14 protein-coding genes are annotated in these 16838 nt (G+C 69.7%); 8 read left to right on the forward strand and 6 right to left on the reverse strand.

The window, feature by feature from the left end; translation table 11 throughout:
• The first annotated feature begins 72 nt into the window (after window positions 1-72).
• Window positions 73-2661, forward strand: a complete 2589-nt coding sequence (locus ACYVLP_RS03205; protein ID WP_460625878.1) for a cellulase family glycosylhydrolase — start codon at window positions 73-75, stop codon at window positions 2659-2661.
• A 45-nt stretch (window positions 2662-2706) separates the two neighbouring features.
• Here ACYVLP_RS03205 and ACYVLP_RS03210 read toward each other — a convergent pair whose 3' ends face one another.
• From ACYVLP_RS03210 to ACYVLP_RS03235, 6 genes are all read right to left on the reverse strand, one after another.
• Window positions 2707-3465: an SDR family NAD(P)-dependent oxidoreductase gene (locus ACYVLP_RS03210; RefSeq protein WP_460625879.1), complete on the reverse strand. Its 759-nt coding sequence runs from the start codon at window positions 3463-3465 to the stop codon at window positions 2707-2709.
• Window positions 3466-3498: 33 nt separating this feature from the next.
• The gene (locus ACYVLP_RS03215) at window positions 3499-4506 is read right to left on the reverse strand and encodes an acetamidase/formamidase family protein (protein WP_460625880.1); all 1008 of its coding nucleotides are present in this window, start codon (window positions 4504-4506) and stop codon (window positions 3499-3501) included.
• The gene (locus tag ACYVLP_RS03220) at window positions 4493-5737 is read right to left on the reverse strand and encodes an alpha-hydroxy acid oxidase (RefSeq protein WP_460625881.1); all 1245 of its coding nucleotides are present in this window, start codon (window positions 5735-5737) and stop codon (window positions 4493-4495) included. Before ACYVLP_RS03220 ends, ACYVLP_RS03215 begins: the two co-directional genes overlap by 14 nt.
• A gap of 55 nt (window positions 5738-5792) precedes the next feature.
• Entirely contained in the window at window positions 5793-8177 is a 2385-nt protein-coding gene (locus ACYVLP_RS03225) for a lysylphosphatidylglycerol synthase transmembrane domain-containing protein (RefSeq protein ID WP_460625882.1), read from the reverse strand.
• A 192-nt stretch (window positions 8178-8369) separates the two neighbouring features.
• The gene (locus tag ACYVLP_RS03230; RefSeq protein ID WP_460625883.1) at window positions 8370-9281 is read right to left on the reverse strand and encodes an alpha/beta fold hydrolase; all 912 of its coding nucleotides are present in this window, start codon (window positions 9279-9281) and stop codon (window positions 8370-8372) included.
• Between the two features lie 110 nt (window positions 9282-9391).
• Window positions 9392-10909: an alpha/beta fold hydrolase gene (locus tag ACYVLP_RS03235; protein ID WP_460625884.1), complete on the reverse strand. Its 1518-nt coding sequence runs from the start codon at window positions 10907-10909 to the stop codon at window positions 9392-9394.
• Between the two features lie 474 nt (window positions 10910-11383).
• Here ACYVLP_RS03235 and ACYVLP_RS03240 point away from each other — a divergent pair, with 474 nt between their 5' ends.
• From ACYVLP_RS03240 to ACYVLP_RS03270, 7 genes are read left to right on the forward strand one after another with little or no spacing between them, the layout of a single operon-like run.
• Window positions 11384-11953, forward strand: a complete 570-nt coding sequence (locus ACYVLP_RS03240) for a hypothetical protein (RefSeq protein ID WP_460625885.1) — start codon at window positions 11384-11386, stop codon at window positions 11951-11953.
• Window positions 11944-12939, forward strand: a complete 996-nt coding sequence (locus ACYVLP_RS03245) for a DUF4389 domain-containing protein (RefSeq protein WP_460625886.1) — start codon at window positions 11944-11946, stop codon at window positions 12937-12939. Before ACYVLP_RS03240 ends, ACYVLP_RS03245 begins: the two co-directional genes overlap by 10 nt.
• Window positions 12940-12958: 19 nt before the next feature.
• Window positions 12959-14200, forward strand: a complete 1242-nt coding sequence (locus tag ACYVLP_RS03250) for an acyltransferase family protein (RefSeq protein WP_460625887.1) — start codon at window positions 12959-12961, stop codon at window positions 14198-14200.
• 15 nt (window positions 14201-14215) lie between these two features.
• Entirely contained in the window at window positions 14216-14473 is a 258-nt protein-coding gene (locus tag ACYVLP_RS03255) for a DUF3303 domain-containing protein (RefSeq protein WP_452267634.1), read from the forward strand.
• A gap of 51 nt (window positions 14474-14524) precedes the next feature.
• Window positions 14525-14968 (forward strand): hypothetical protein, encoded by a 444-nt coding sequence (locus ACYVLP_RS03260; RefSeq protein WP_460625888.1) that lies wholly within the window; start codon window positions 14525-14527, stop codon window positions 14966-14968.
• 13 nt (window positions 14969-14981) lie between these two features.
• Window positions 14982-16013 (forward strand): alpha/beta fold hydrolase, encoded by a 1032-nt coding sequence (locus tag ACYVLP_RS03265; protein WP_460625889.1) that lies wholly within the window; start codon window positions 14982-14984, stop codon window positions 16011-16013.
• A gap of 48 nt (window positions 16014-16061) precedes the next feature.
• Window positions 16062-16793, forward strand: a complete 732-nt coding sequence (locus tag ACYVLP_RS03270; protein WP_460625890.1) for a methyltransferase family protein — start codon at window positions 16062-16064, stop codon at window positions 16791-16793.
• Window positions 16794-16838: the final 45 nt, after the last annotated feature.

A 16838-nucleotide genomic window follows, 5' to 3' on the forward strand; every position in this document is an offset into this window, starting at 1 on the left:
GTCCGCCATCGCCACGCAGTCCGGCGATCTGGCCTGCGCGCATGCAGAGCCCGGTTATGCTTCGCGCTCACTATGGCCGATCAGACGATGTTCCGCGCCCGGTGGCGCACGCTGTTGCGACGCCGAGAGCTCCGCGCGTCCGCCGCCGCCGGCGCGGTCGTGCTCCTGCTCGTCGTGGTCCTGGCGATCGCTGACCCGACGGGCCTGCTTGCCCCGGTGGGAGGGCACGGGATGCCCGTGGTCGGGTTCGGTGGGCTGTACCAGTGGGCTCCGCTGGTCGTGGGACTGCCGGTGCTGCTGGCCGGGACGATGGTTCCGGTCTACGCGCTGGTCCGTTCGAGACGAGGGCTGTTCGCCTTCTCCTGGGTACTTTTTTTCGGCGCGGTCGCCCTCGCTGCGGCCGCAACCGGGTTCATGGCGGCACTCCCGATGCTCGGGCCGCACCTGAGCCTTGCTGCCGCCCTGAAGTTCGCCGTTGCAACGAGCGGGTTCGCTGGGATAAAGGGTCTGGTGGCCGGCCCCCTGGTCGCGGCGGGCGCCGTTCTCGGGCTCGGCCGGCGTGCGTCCGGAACCACGTCTGCAACGGCGTCCGGAAACGGGTCCGGAACAGCCGGAGCCCCAGGCAGCGGGCACTGGCTCGAGTCGGGCTGGGCGTTCCTGGTGGCGGTTGCTGCAGTCGTCGTCGCGGTCATGGCGTTGGCCAGCTCGAACTGGCGCGGCGGCCCGGTCGGTTACGCGTTCGGCGGGCCTCTGCTTGCCCCCACCAGCGCCGCGAGCGCGCTGGGCACGCTGGCCGGGATAGTCGTATTTCTCGGCCTGTTCGCGCTGACCATCCGGACCGCTCTGCGCCGGATTCCGGACAAGGCCCCGCTGGCGGTCTGGCTCGCGGCGCTCGTCGCGGGCATCGGACTCGGGGTCGTCGGGGCAGCCGTTGCCGCGCTGACCGGTCACCTCGACGATGCCGGCGCGGACAGCTGGTGGATCGCGACCACGTTGATCGCCGTTGCGACGGGCATCGGGTACGGCGTGGGCGTCGGCCTGGTCGCTGCCGTCGCGACCGGAGTCACGTGGCGCTGGCGAGCTCGCGTCGGCGGAGGCGACCAGGAGGGCGCGACGCCCTACCGCGCGCGCCGGCGAACCTGGATCGTCGTAGGCGCTGTCGTGATCCTGCTCGTGATCCCACTCATGGTCCCGACGGGACGCCCGGGCCCTACAGCCGTGGCGCCCGTCCCCGCGAGCGGCGGAATGGAACGACTGCACCTGCTGCCGGCACAGGCCAGCGACGGGCTCCCCGTCATCGGCGACGTCACCGGCCGTCGGGTCGTGCTTCGCGGCGTCAACGTCAACCAGCTGATCGACTACTACCTGCGCGACCCCGATGTCCCCGCGACCCAGAAGCCCGTCGATGCCGACTTCGCGCAGATCGCGTCGTACGGCTTCAACGTGGTCCGCCTGGGCATGTCGTGGTCGCGGCTGGAGCCGACCAGGGGAGCGTTCGACCAGGCCTACCTCGACGAGATCAAGGCCGCGGTGGCGTCAGCCAAAGCGCATGGCCTCTACACCGTGCTCGACATGCACCAGGACGCCTGGGGCAATGCGCTGGCCGCGCCCGACGCGAGGTGCGGCGGTGGGACGTCCCCGACGACCGGGTGGGACGGTGCCCCGGCGTGGGCGACGATCACCGATGCTGCGCAGCACTGCCAGTTCATGGCGCGCGACCTCGCTCCGGCGGTCGCCACGGCATACAGCAACTTCTACACAGACCGCGACGGCATCCAGACCGAGCTGGTCCGCACCTGGGCGACGGTGGCGAAGGCATTCGCGAACGAGCCGGCCGTCGCCGGTTACGACCTGCTCAACGAGCCCGGTATCGGCGCGACCCCGCCGGTCAGCAACGCCCTGCTTCTCGGGCGGTACTACGACGCGGCGATCACGGCGATCCGCGACGCGGAGGCCCCCGGTTTCGCACACTTGATCTTCTTCGAGCCGAGCGTCCTGTGGTCCGGACTCGGATTCGACGTGACGCCACCTCCCGGGTTCACCTCCGATGCTCAGCTGGTGTTCGCTCCCCACCCGTACAGCGAGTCGATCACCCTGGACCAGAGCCTCGGGCTGACCATCGCGTCGATCGAGCGGAACCTGGCGATGTCGGCCGAAGCGGCCAAGTCGTACGGCGCCGCCTTGTGGCTCGGCGAGTGGGGCTGGTTCGGGGACCCGGGTGTGGACGGCGCAAAGGTGCAGCGCTTCGTCGCGGCACAGGACCGGCTCGGCGTCGGCGGCGCGTTCTGGGTGTGGCGTCAGGGCTGCGGCTCGCCGGAGACGGGCGACGACGCGAGGAGCAGCGGCAACCTGGTCTCGGTCGACTGCCGCACGGGCAAGCTGAGTCCGCCGCCTGAGGGGTTCGCAGAGCCTCTGAGCCGGGCATACCCGCGCGCATTCCCGGGACGGCTGGACTCGCTGGCCTCCCGCGGCGCCGATCTGACGTTCGCCGCCACCGTCGACGACCCCGACATCAACTGCCAGCTCGACATCTGGGTGCCCGGCGACACACATCCGAACCTGACTACGGCGGGGGTGACGGACACAGAGGTGACGCAGGTCGACGGCGGGTGGCGGGTGTCGGGCTGCGCAACGGGCAGCTACTCGATCCACGTCACCTAGCCCCTCCATTCTCGATCCGATCGGTCGTCCCGATCCTGCGCCGAGTCAGAGCTGGACGCCGCGGGTCAGCGCACCATCGACCACGAGGTTGGTGCCGCTGATCCGGCTCGCGAGCGGGCTCGCCAGGAACACGACCGGAGCGGCAATCTCCGCGGGGGTGCCCATGTGGCCGGTCGGGTTGAGGCCGACAGCAGTGGCGAAGAGCTCGGGATTCCCGGTCTCGATGCTCGCCCACACGCCTCCGTCGAAGTAGGTGTTGCCCGGCGAGACGGTGTTGGCACGAATCCGCTTGTCCGCCAGCTGCAGAGCAAGGCCGTGGACATAACCGACGATGGCCGTCTTGGCGGTGCCATAGGGACCCGAGGCGAAGTCCGACTCCCGGCCCGAGACGCTGGAGATCGCGATGATCGAGGCGGCCTCGCTCCGCTCGAGGTGTGGCATCGCCGCCCGCACCAGACGCACCGTGTGCATGACGTCGACGTTGAGGCTCTGCTGCCAGTTCTCCTCGGTGTCGGGGATCGCCAGCGCGCTCACGTTGGCGACCACCGTGTCCAGACCGCCCATCGCATCGGCGGACCGGTCGACCCACGCAGCCAGGGCCTCGCCGTCCCCGACGTCGAGCACGGAGCCCGTGACCTGGCCGCGGCCAGCCAGGTCGTCCTGGGTCCCGTCGACCTCCTGGGGATCGCGCGCGCAGTAGCCCACGACGGCCCCCTCGTCGAGGAACGCCTCGACGATCGCTCGACCGATGCCTCGGGTGCCTCCGGTGACCAGGACGCGCTTGCCGGCGAGGTGCAGATCCATGGGTTGGGCCTTTCGTCGTGGTCGATGCCTCTGTCAGTGCGGGCCGAGGCCGCGGGCCCGGTCACGCAGGTCGGCGTGGATGCCGTCGTAGACCTGCGCCCCTGGAAGCAGGGCCTTCGGCGCCTTGACGACGACGCTGTAGTTCGCGTCGACGACGTTCGCGATGGGCACCTGGGCGATCTGGGAGCAGAGCTGGTAGGCGTCCATCGTGTGCAGACCGAGGAGCTCGCCGACCCAGTGCACGAGCTCGGCGTTTCCGATGCGCCACGAGTCCTCCAGCGGCCGGCTCGACCCGACCGCCATCACGTGCGCGTCGTCCTCGATGCGCGGCCACCCGGGTGCTCCGCCCTTCACCAGCTCGACGATGATGGTCGAGTCCATCGCGCCCTCCACCGCGGTGCCGCACGCCTCTCCCTCGCCCTGCCGGTAGTGCCCGTCGCCGATCGAGAACAGCGCCCCCTCGACGTTGACACCGAGATAGACCGTCGACCCGGCGCGCATCTGCGGCGTGTCCATGTTCCCGCCGAAGCGGTCGGGGACGAGCGAGGAGCGCACCTCGCCGCCAGCGGGGGCCACCCCCACGGTGCCGAGCATCGGCTCGAGCGGCAGCTCGATGCGGTGGTCCGTATGCCGTGCAGCGAAGGCCACGGTCCGGCGTTCGCTGTCCACCTCGTAGATCCACGTCGTGTCCGGGAGTGGGTCCTGGAGAGTGACGACACGGTCGGTGCTCGTCATGCCCCCGAAGAACGGGATGGCCGCAGAGGCGCCCCAGTCCCGGGCCGGGGTCAGGTTCACCAGGTGCAGGACGAGGGTGTCGCCCGGCTCGGCGCCCTCGACATAGAAGGGGCCGGTCTGCGGGTTGACGAAGCGGAGGTCGACTTTGGCGCTCGACAGGTCATCGACCGTGCGTAGGACACCTCCGAAGGCATCGTCAGACCACAGCCGAAGGACGTCCCCCGGCTTGATCCGCATTGCGGGAGCGGCGCCGCCGAAGGTGTAGGCGTACTGATCACGGCTCGGCGTGAAGTCAATGACGTCCATGCTCGAAAGTACCGCCGGGCTCTCGGATCTGAACATGGTCTGGGCGAAGCTCCGCGACACCACCCACGCCGAGCAGCGCGAGGGTGCCGGTGAGCTCACGGAGCAGGATGTCCGCTGCGCGCTGCACCCCCCGCTCACCGCCGGCCATCAGGCCGTACAGATAGGCCCGTCCCACGAGGGCAGCCCGGGCGCCGAGCGCCACGGCGGCCGCGATGTCGCTTCCCGACATGATGCCCCCGTCGACGTACACCTCCGCGCGGTCACCGATCGCGTCGGCGATGACGGGCAGCACCTCCAGCGGCGTCCTGCTCCGGTCCAGCTGGCGCCCGCCGTGGTTCGACACGACCACGGCATCCGCGCCCGCGTCCACGACTGCCTCCGCGTCAGCGACCGAGAGGATCCCCTTGACGACGAGCGGCCCATCCCACGCAGAGCGCAACCAGGCCAGGTCCTCGAGTGTTGCCGCCGGGTCGAAGAGCCGGTTGACGAGGTCTGCGACCGTGCCGTCGGAACGGTCGAGCGACGCGAACTCGAGCGGCTCCGTGGTCAGCAGGTCGAACCACCAGGCCGGATGGAGGGCGCCGTCGACGAAGGTCCGCAGGCTGAGGGAGGGCGGGATGGTCAGGCCGTTGCGGACATCGCGGAGCCGGGGCCCCGCGACCGGCGTGTCGACCGTGAGCACGAGCGCCTCGTAGCCCGACTCCCGGGCCCGGGCGACGAAGTCCCGACTGGCCGCCCGGTCGCGCCACAGGTAGAGCTGGAACCAGCGCCTGGCATCCGGGGCGGCGGCCGCCAGATCCTCGATCGAGGTGGTGCCCATCGTCGACAGCGCGTACGGGATGCCGACGCGTTCGGCCACCCGCGCCACGGCGGGCTCGCCCTCGGTGTGCATCATCCGGGTGAACCCGGTCGGCGCGAACACGAGCGGTGCCGCCGACCACCTGCCCAGGATGGTCGTCGAACCGCCGACCGCGGAGACGTCGCGGAGCACATGCGGGTTGAACTCGACGCGGGCGTATGCCGCTCGGGACCGTCGCAGGGCGTACTCGTCCCCGGCGCCGCCGTCGGTGTAGTCGAAGACCGCGCGTGGCGCCCGACGTCTCGCCAGCAGCCGGAGGTCGGCGACCGACGCGGCGCGGGCCAGCCGCCGGTCAGTCGGGTTGAGTGGTCCGCCGCGTGGGCGCAGCAGCGGCTGGAGCTCGGACCACCTGGGCCGCTGACGTGCGGTCATCTACGAGTTCTACACCGCTCGGGCGGTGCGCGGAACGGGCCCGACGATGCGTCGGTCACAGGTACTCGCGCTTGCGCAGCCAGAAGATGGCCGGGTATCCCCACACCGGCGGAAGGTATGCCGTGATGAGGCGGTAGGCGAACGTGGCTGGCACCGCTTGCGCTTCCGGGACTCCGGCCGCCATGAGTCCCGTGATGATCGCGCCCTCCATGACTCCCATGCCACCGGGGACCGGCGCGAGGCCGCCGAGCAGGGAGGCTGCGGTGTTGACCAGGATCAGGACCCATACGGAGGTGGAGCCGCCGTAGGCGTGCAGGCACAGCCCGAGGCTCCATGCGAGCAGAACCTGGCTGCACAGGTTCGCACCGAATAGGCGCTGCAGCTTGGCAGGCTTGCTCGCGATCTCGCGCAGGTTGTCGCGCACGATCTCGTACTGGGGTTTGGCCTTGTCGACCACCTGCTGACGGAAGCGGGGACGCAGTGCCAGCAGTCCGGCGATCACTCCGATGAGCACCAGGGCGGCCAGCAGCAGCCACAGCAGGTAACCGTGGCCGCCCGCACTCTCCGAGGTCTCCGAAGAGCTGGACTGCAGGTTCGCCAGGGAGAACGAGCCCCATGCGAACAGCGCCGCGATCAACGAGAGCACGACCTGAACGGCGAAGCCTGCCAGGCTGTACAGAACGCCCGAGCTCACCGCGACGGAGGCGCCGAGGCCCTCCTTCTGGAAGAAGCGCACCGCCGCCGCAGTGGTCGCGACGGTGCCGCCGATGAGTCCGAAGAAGCCGTCCGCAAGCCGGAGCATGACCAGCGGTCCGATTCGCATCGTCGCCGCAACCGCGCCGCTGATCGCGACGGCCTGCGTGAAGTTGGGAAGCACTCCGACGACGAACGCGGCGGCGATCCAAGCCCAGCTTGCGGAGAGGATGGTCTGCCAGAGATCGTCGAACCCGGCGAACTGGCCGATCAGCAGCCAGACGCCGAGCAGGGTGCCGAGGGCCATGAGGATGCTGCCCGCCTTGAGCCGCCGGACCTCGGCCAGCTCGGCCGACTCGACGCCGAGGTCGCTGGTCAGCGCCTGGCGCAGGTCCTTCAGCAGCGGGGACTTGCGGCTCGGACGAGCGTCCGCAGGCAGCGCCGCCACCTGGACCATCGACAGGACGTCGGCGAGCTGCTGGTCGTCCAGGGCCCGGCGGCAGGCAGCGGCGGCGCGGTCCGGACCGACGACCCCGGCGGTGACGACCAGGCAGGCGGCCCGGTCGGCGGCGAGGTCGCGAGCACTCGCAACGACCGATCCGCCGGGTAGGTTGCGCACCGTCCACGAGGTGCCGTCGGTCGCCGCCGCCTCTGCCGTGATGGCACCGTGCGAGACACCGGCCTGTCCGAGTCGGAGCATGACGTGCCACAGCTGGTCCAGGAGGCGGTCGTCGAGATCGTCGCCGTCGAGCTCGGCAAGCGTCCGGCCGTGGTCGAGCGTGGTCACGACGACCACGTCTTCCGCGCTTCCGGCAAGGCCGGCGGCCAGGATGGTCGTGGTTGATGCGCCGGCTTCGGCTGCCCGCATCGTGACCGCGAGGTGATGCTCGAGGTTCTGCAGCCGGGTCAGCGGCACCGGCATACGTGCGTTGCGGTACCAGAGGAACCGCAGCAGCCGCGACAGCACCTGGGTGTCGACGGTGCTGCGCTGGTAGACCCAGATCTCCACGCTGCCCACGTCGGCGCGCGCGTGGAACCGTTCCGCCATGCCGTTGCGTGCCCGCCGGGCACGTCGCGGGTCGGCGACCACCACCCCGATGTCGCGTGCCAGGGCCGCCGCCTCGGCGGGAGTGACTGTCGGGATGTCACGGCCGACGATCAGCCGCCACGCGCATCCGGTGGCATAGCCGATCGCCGCCATGGTGGCGAGCGCAGGAAAGGAGATCGTGGTGTAGAGCAGCAGGTACACCGCGGTGGTCAGCTCGCCCAGGACGAGCGCCCGATGGAGCGGACCCAGACCCGCCGGCCACTGTGCGGCAGTCGCGGCGACCCCCATGACCCACCCCACACCGGTAAGCGTGATATCGCCGGTTGCCGCCCCGACGACGACCAGAGGCGCGGCCACCGCCCCGAGCCCTGCGGGGAGCCCGAGAAGCCACCGCCGCTGCCGGATCGCCAGCACCACCAGGGCAACCCCGGTCCCGGTCAACGTCAACAGCATGATCCCAGCGAGCAGGGCCCCGACCCACACCCCCGACAGGGACCATCCCGAGCCACGCACGTCCCCGCCGGCCCACCATGCAAGGGCCGCGACCAGCAGCGCGACGACACAGCGGACGGCGTCGACGGGCGAGCGCACCACACCCTTGGACTGCGCTCCGCTCCGCAGCAGCGCCCCCGCCCACCGGTCGAGGACGCTCGAGTGTCGGGGCTCGTCCGCGGACAGGACCATCCCCGCTGCGCTCATGCCCTCACCGCCTTCCCGCCAGGATTATGTCGCCGCAACACAGCTGCCGCTGGCGACTCGCCTAACAGCGCTCGCTCGGGCGTCTGGCGGCAGCGCTACCGCCGCAGGCCGGTCGGACGGTACGTCAGCCACAGGGCGGCGTCGAAGCACGTCGCGCACGAAGTGCACAGATGGTGCGGCCTCGGGCCGGCGTCAGTCAGCTGCCCGTGACGATGGCCCAGCTGGCATCGTCGGCGCCGTCGATGCAAGGAAGGACCTCACAGCTCGCATGACCTCGTCCGGCCGCTCGTCGTGTGGGTTGTGGCCTGCCTGCTCGATGAGCACGAGCTCGGAGCGGGGGATGCCGTCGGCGAGCTCTCGCTGGCACTCGGGCGGAAAGACGAAGTCGTCCAGCCCGGCCAATACCAGTGTGGGCACGGTGATCTCGCCGAGCCGGTCCGCCACCGACCAGTCGTGAAGCAGATGCCGGCTTGCGTAGATGAACGCCTCGGGCCGGATCCTCGACCGCCACCCGCCGGCGGCCAGCTCGCGTGCCACGGCGCTCAGACCATGGCCCGCGCTGTAGGCGTCGCCGATCCGCCAGAAGATCCGGTAGTACTCGCGGCGGCTGAAGTCACCCCGGAACCACCGCCGTACGAGCTCGACCTTGTCGGGTGGGTATCCACGCCGCGCCAGCACCTCTGGCGCGACCTCCCGCGCCCACCGGCTGTCGGCACCCGTGTCGACCAGCAGCAGCCGCGAGACGTGGTCGGGGTAGCGCAATGCGTACTCCAGGGCCACATTCCCTCCGAACGAGTGTCCGAGCACCGCCCAGGTCTCGAAGCCGAGGTGCTTGCGCAGCGTGTCGGCGTCTGCGGTGAGGTTGTCCCAGCTCATCGACGACACCGGCGCGCCCGTCGATCGCCCGTTGCACCTGTGGTCGTAGAACACCAAGGTGTACTCGTTCGCGAGCCGCCGGAACGCGCCCAACGTCCAGAGATCGGCACTGGGCCCGCCGTGCATCAGCACCAGCGGTTCACCCGTGCCCATCAGGTCGACGAAAAGGGAGACATCCCGCAGCGTCACCCTTCTCGGCCAGTCCCGCGCCCCGATCGTCCACCGCATCGTCCCTCGCCCCAATCTTCTGAGAGTTTCGCCGGCCCCCAAGCCGATCGCGGCACGTCCCAGCCCGCCAGAGCCCAAGGTCCCGCCCACGCCACCCGGAAGTGGCCGCATCACCTCAGGCGGAACGGCGGAGCCGGAGATCCCTTCGCGACGCACGACGTGTTGAGCCCGATCGCGCTTGCGCTGCTGAGGAAGGCCGCGATGACGGACGGCATGCACCCGAGCTGGCCGACGACGTGCTGCTGAGCCGGCATCACGACGATGCGACTGTTCGGCTGTTGGGCCGGAACACCGGAGAGGTTCGACGGCGGGTCCTGCGGATCGCCGTCGCCCACCAGCCACAGCACCGGAATCCGCGTCCTGACCGCGGCGCCGTCACCCGGCGAGACAGCGCCCTTCGGCAGGTAGCGGCACTTGGCCTCGCGCTGCGTCGCATTCGACTGTTCCATGGGGAGTGAGTAGCTGCCTCTGCCGAGCCGCGCGACCTCGGCCGGCCTGAGCCTGGCCCAGGCCTCTGAGCACAGGATCTCGTCGGCCATGACGAGCGTCGGACCACCCGAGGGTGGTGCGCCGATGACATCGGCCGCATCGACCCACCGGCCCAATGAGGCGAGGTGAATCCCGAGCGGGACCTGCGCCGCGGTCGACTCGTTGAGCAGCGCGAGGTGAATAGCGTTGGCCAGCAAGGCTTGGTCGATGACAGCCGTGTCACCCGATGCGGGGTCGACGACAGTCAGGGGCTTGGCCAACCGGTTCAGCAGAGTCGTCCAATCGTTCGCCAGTCTCGGGAACGCCTCGTGGCAGGCCGGGTCGGCTGCGCAGCGCTTGAAGAGCAGGTCGAGGGCGGCCTGGCTGCTGGCCGCCATCCGTTCCAGGACCGGCACGTCGACCGGAGTCGAGCCGTCGAGGACGGCCACCCGCACCCGGTCCGCGTGCTGGCGCAGGTAGTACTGCACGAGGGTCCCTCCGTAGGACGTCCCGTAGAGGTCGATCTGCTCGTAGCCCAGTGCCGCTCGGACGTCGTCGATGTCGTCGGCCGCGACCGTCGAGGTGTAGAACCGTGGGTCGCCATCGATCGCCGCGAGCGCGCCGCCGGCCCAGGCGGACAGCCGCGTATTCGCAGCGGTGGGGGAGAGCCCGTGCGTGTCGGGCACGGCCGGGTACTCGAGAGCGTTCGAGGCGCCCGTGCCGCGCTGGTCGACAAGGACGATGTCACGCGAAGCATGCACCTCCGCGAACACGCTTGGCAGCCAGGCGAAGAACTGGGTGCTGGGTGCGCCCGGGCCTCCCGCCAGCACGAACAGCGGCTCGGGCGCGTGACGCGACGCGAGCGCGGGGACGACGGCAATACGCAGCGCGATCTGGCGCCCGTCCGGCTTTGACCGGTCCTCCGGCACCCGAAGCGTGCCACACAGCGCCGACGCCTCGGCGTGCACGGGATATTCACCCTTGATCGTGCAGGCGACCAGAGGCTCTCCGTCCACGAGCCTGCCGTATGCCGTGTGCGTTCCTTCGGAGGCGATGTCCTGTTGCGTCGTGCAGGCGGCCAGAGCCGCGGCCAGGGGCACGATCGTCGACATGAAGATGGCGGTGACCAGCGCCGTGCCGGATCGTCGGCCGCGTCCCATCGGGCACCTCCCTCACCGGGCCCTGCCGAGCGCCGGGCACGAAGCGCGGCCGTCTCGGACATCGACTCCAGCGTGTGGCCCGTCGAAGTCCCTGCGGTAGATCCGAAGGTCCTCCGCCCGCTCACCGCCGAGTGCTGCCCAGCGAGGTCAGACTCCAGCTCAGTAGAACACCAGTGAGGACGGGCGTGGGTCACCGGGATCTTCGGCCGGGGCCGAGTCCGGCTATACCGGGCACGAGCGCTCCCGGTCCGGCGTAGCGTGAGGACACCGGGGAGCTCCAGGACGCCGACACAAGCCGTCCGCGTCGCCTCGGCGACAGGACGACACGGCTACCGGCGCCGAGACAGGCCCTGGACCATGAACATTCCCAGCACAGCACCACCTCCGTCCGGGCCTCCCAGGCATCCACCGCCCGGGTATCCGCCGGGATACCAGCCGCCCGTCGAGACGCCCCCCCGCCGCAGCCTCGCCGCCGTGATCATCGGCTGCCTGCTGCTCCTGCCGGGACTGGGGCTGGTCTTGGGCGGAGCCGGCATCGCTGTCGCGAACGCCGTGGCCAAGGACGATGCCGGCTTCTTCTCGGCGTCTCTCGACAGCCTCCGGACACCGACGCCTGCCATCACGGTCGAAGATGTTGTTGTCCGGAGCGAGCCCGACGTGCCGCAGTGGGTGCTGGATCGTCTTGACATAGAGATCCGACTCACGGCGCGCTCGGTGGATCAAGGCAAGGCGATCTTCCTGGGGTTCGGCCCTGCGGATGCCGTCAGCGCCTACCTGGCAGGGACCGCGCACGACCAGATCATCGACATCTCCGACCGGCGGGTGCCGACCTACCGCACGACTCCCGGAGACATGGAGATCGCGCCTCCGACCGAGCAGACGTTCTGGACGTCGAAGGTGTCTGGGACAGGCCAGCAAGTGCTGACCTGGAGGCCTTCGAGCGGGCGCTGGGATGCCGTGCTGATGAACGCCGAGGCTCGGCCGGGGTCGACCTTGCTGCCACGGTCGGCGTGCGGGCCGGCTTCCTCTTGCCGATGGCGCTGATCATGATGGGGCTCGGTGTCCTGCTGACAGGTGTCGCTGTCGCACTCATTGTGTTCGGTGCGGGCGCCGCGCGGACGGAGCCTGGCCCGCCGGGCCCGTACCCGGCATACGGCGCCCCTGACGTGACTGCCGGTGCCGGCTCGGCGGCTCCGCCCGTGGCCGGAGCGGTCGGCGCGGTAGGCGCGGTCGGGGTGCTCGACCAGGAGGGGCCGCTCGGCGGCCCGCCGACTCCGGAGGCTCACTCGTGGGCCGGCAGTCCGGTGGCCCTCAACGCGTGGCTCGACGACGGGCTCTCGCGGTGGAGGTGGCTGGTCAAGTGGCTGCTCGCGATCCCGCACTTCATCGTGCTGGCGTTCCTGTGGTGCGCCTTCTGCGTCGTCGCCCTGATCGCCTTCTTCGCGATCCTGTTCACCGGGAGCTATCCCCGCGGACTCTTCGGCTTCAACCTCGGCGTGCTGCGCTGGTCCTGGCGGGTCGAGTTCTACTGCGCACATGGAGGACTCGGCACCGACCGCTACCCACCCTTCAGCCTGGGCGCGGAGCCCGACTACCCTGCCACGCTCGACATCGCCTATCCGGATCACCTGTCGCGGGGGCTCGTCCTCGTGAAGTGGTGGCTGCTCGCGATCCCGCAGTACCTCATCGTGGCCCTGTTCGTCGGCGGGGGCTGGGGCTGGACCACCGCCCGCAACGGCGACATCTACCGCTTCGACCCGATCGGGGGCGGCGTCCTCGGCCTGCTCGTCATCGTCGCGGGGGTCATGCTCCTCTTCTCGGGCCGGTACCCGACCTCCCTCTTCGCCTTGATCATCGGGCTGAACCGATGGGTCTACCGGGTCATCGCGTATGCCGCCCTGATGACGGACGCGTACCCGCCGTTCCAGCTCGACGAGGGAGGTCTGGAGCCACCCAGGGCGCCAGTCTCGGCACGTGTGCCACCCGAGTCGGTCGCCCCGTCTCCGGAGGCGTCGCCACCGCGAGAGTAGGACCAGATAAAATTGGTCGGTGCACGACCGGGGCAACCAGCCCGGATTGGATGGCGTCCGTGGCGTGGCAATCCTTCTGGTCCTCGGCCAGCACGCCCCGACCAGACCGCTCATCGACGGCTTCGTCGGTGTGACGGTGTTCTTCTGCCTGTCCGGGTATCTCATCACCACCTTGTTGGTCCGGGAGCTCGACACCGGACGCATCGATATCCGGGCGTTCTATCGCCGACGCGCGGCGCGCCTCTGCCCGGCGCTGGTGACAGTCGTGGCGGTGACGGTGGTGGTGCTGTATCTGGTTCGACAGGACCTCAGCGTGGGGCAGATCGTGGGACCCGCCGGCGCAGCGGTCACCTATACGACAAGTCTCTTCGACTGGACCGGCCACCCTTTCGCGACCCAGGACTACTTGAACTACACCTGGACGCTCTCCGTCGAAGAGCAGTTCTACCTGCTCTGGCCCTTGGCCCTGCTGTGGGGATACCGGCGAAGTCCTCGGCTGTTCGCAGCACTCACGGTGACGCTCATCGGTGTCACCGTGGCGCTTGACCTCTATCTCGGCCTGAGTCGAGAAGTGTTCTTCGACCAGCACGAGTATGTCGGGACCGACACGAACGCTCTGCCCATCTTGGTCGGCTCACTGCTCGCGATGGTCGTTCACAACACGTGGCTGACCGGGACGGTTCGGCGTCTTGCGCCCACAGCGTTGATGGCCGTGGCCCTGCTGCCCGTTCTGGCATATCGGAACGACACCTATCGCGCGTCTCTGGTGATCGTCGCGGGGACCGCCCTGACCATAGCGATCTTGGTCGGTGTCGTATCGGCACCGGGTTCGGCAGCTGGACGACTTCTCGCAAGCCGCCTGATGCGGTGGCTCGGCGAAAGGTCGTACTCGATCTATCTCTGGAACGTCCTGGCGCGAATTGCGGTGCTCAATGTGCTCGGGCGCACTGTGGTCGGTGATGTCGCCTGGATTGTCATGTCTGCCGTCCTGGCCGAGGCCAGCTTCCGGTTCGTCGAACGCCCCCTGCGGGCCAAGCTCGGCCGCAGACCTCGTGGGGCCGCGCCGCCGATCGACGGCGGAACGCTACGCGCGCTGCGGCCCCGACCTGGCGGCATACCCGACGTGTCGGCCGGCCACGGGCACCCGGCGCCCTGGCCCGCGTACGAGCTCCCGTCGGGGCGTCATCCTGAAACGACCGGAGTGCCACCCGGGCCGTCGCTACACTCTGAGACGACGGGAGGCGTCCGGTTGGACGCATGATGACCGAGGAGCACCATGCTGTTCCATATCAAGCAATCTCATGCCCCGGCGGACTGCCCGTACGGCGCAGGCGGGTCACGATCGCTCTTCGACCGCGACAACCCGGACGTGACGATCCACGGCTTCTGGCTGGCTTTCCCCCAGCACACCACATATCTCGTGGTGGAGACCGACGACATCGCGCATCTCCAAGCGTTCCTCAAGCCGGGCACCGGTGTGACGGTCTGCGAGATCACCCCGGTCAGCGACAGGCCGGTCGCTCCCAACACATAGCCGCGCAGGGCAGGCAAGCGGGGCCAGGGTACTGACGCCCAAGGGGGAGCGATGCGCAACGAGGCCATGGAGCGGCTGGCTGTCCTGGTCGGGTCGTGGCACACGACGCTACGAAACGCGTGGTTCCTGGAACCGGCCGATCTCGAGGTGCCAGGCTCAGCGACGGTCGAGTGGCTGGGCGACGCGTTCGTGGTCTTCCGCTGGACGATGGAGGGCGATGTCGGATCCGCCACGAGCGAGATGGTCCTGGTCCTTGGTCGGAGTGACGCACGCGACGCATTCACCGCGCTCTACCACGACGAACGAGGGGTATGCCGCGTGTTCGCCATGACCTTCGCGGGCTCTCAGTGGACCCTGAGCCGAGAGGACCCTGACATGTTCCAGCGGTTCATCGCTGACGTCGGGCCGAGCCGGATCGCAGGTCGCTGGGAAGCATCTGAGGATCGCGGAACCACCTGGCGCAAGGACTTCGACCTCATCTTCGAGCGGGCGTAACAAGGCTGGTGCCGTGGCTGCACGAGACCAGCGTCTGGGGATGGCGCCCCTGGCCGATGGGGTGCGAGTGGCCTACGCCCTGACGGGGACCGGTCCGTTCCTTCTTGCGGTGCCGGGATGGCTGAGCCATCTCGAGCTGGGGTGGGCGATCCCGGCCGACCGCGTCTTCTACGAGGCGCTGTCGTCGGGCCGCACTCTGGTGCGGTACGACCGACCGGGCTGCGGGCTCTCCGACGCCTACGAGGGCCCGCGCACGATGGACCTCGAGGTGGCCACGATCAGGGCGGTCACCGAGGCGATCGGCATGACCCGCTTCGACGTTCTCGGCTGGTCCATGGGGGCGGCGGTGGCTGCCCAGTGGGCCGCAGACCGGCCCGACACGGTCTCGCGACTGGTGCTGTACGGCGGCTGGGCCACGGGCGCCGCCATCGGCGACGGCGACAGCAGACGCCATGTTCTCGGGCTCCTCGCGACTCACTGGGGCCTGGGCTCGGACCTCCTCACCGATCTCTTCGCACCTGACGCGGACGCCGGGACCCGCAGAGCCCTTGCCGGCTACCAGCGCGCTGCCTCCTCGTCCGAGACAGCGGTGGCACTCCTGCGCCTCGCGTACGACATCGACGTGCGTCCGGTCCTGCCGCGCGTGACAGCGCCGACTCTCGTGCTGCACCGGCGCGGCGACCGAGCCGCACCCGTCAGCCAGAGCGTGGTCCTGGCCGACGAGATCCCCGATGCCCAGCTCGTCCAGCTCGAGGGACGCTCACATCTGCCCGCCTTCGGGGACGCAGAGTCCGTCATTGCCCAGGTTCGGCGCTTCCTCGGCCTGCCCCAGCTCAGAAGCACGATGCCGACCGGGCTCACGCCCCGCCAGTCAGAGGTCGCCGCTCTCGTGGCCGACGGTCTCACCAACCGTCAGCTGGCCCAGCGTCTTGGCATCACCGAGCGATCGGCCGAGTCGCATGTCGAGCGGATCCGGCTGCGCCTCGGGTTCAGGACGCGCTCGCAGATCGCCGCCTGGTACGTGGCGAGCGGACCACACAACTGAGGTACTTCCACGGCTGACTCGGCCCGCAGATGTTCGCACGATGAAGGCATGTCACGACGCTTCGCGTATCTCGTTCTCTCCGCGGCCGGCTGGTGCGGGTTCGTCGCGGTCACCTTGTGGACCATGGCTTTCCTCGCCGGCGTCGTCGTCCCGAGGACCGTCGACGGACCCACACGCACGACGACCCCCTCGGCGATCGTCGTGGACACGGCGCTCCTGCTGCTCTTCGCCGTGCAGCACTCCGTGATGGCACGTCATCAGGTGAAGTCGTGGCTGCGCCGGCGCGTTCCCGCCGAGCTCGAGCGCACGGCATACGTCCTTGCCACCGACCTCTGCCTCGCCGTGCTGCTCCTGCTGTGGCAACCGTGGGGCGGCCAGGTCTGGCGCGTCGACGGTTTGGCCGCGATCGTGCTGTGGTCGCTGTGTGCAACCGGCTGGATCCTCGCGATCGCCTCGACGTTCGCGGTCGACCATCTCGAGCTCCTCGGGCTGCGACAGGCGGGATGGGCGCCACGGCAGGACGTCGCAACCATCGCGGGCCTGCGGGTCGACGGCCTCCACGGCGTCGTGCGCCATCCGCTGATGACGGGCCTGTTGGTGGCCTTCTGGGTGACTCCGCACATGGGAGCAGCGCATCTCTTCTTCGCCCTCGCGGCGAGCGGCTACATCGCTCTGGGGATCGCGTTCGAGGAACGCGACCTCAGGCGAGAGTTCGGAACTGCCTACGACGCGTATGCCGCCCGCGTCCCTGCGCTCATGCCCAGACTCCCGACCAGGTAGCGGCCCGGCCTGGCCGCGACGATCCGGCTGTCACTGCGTGGTGTC

It is taken from the genome of Intrasporangium mesophilum (assembly GCF_054783095.1).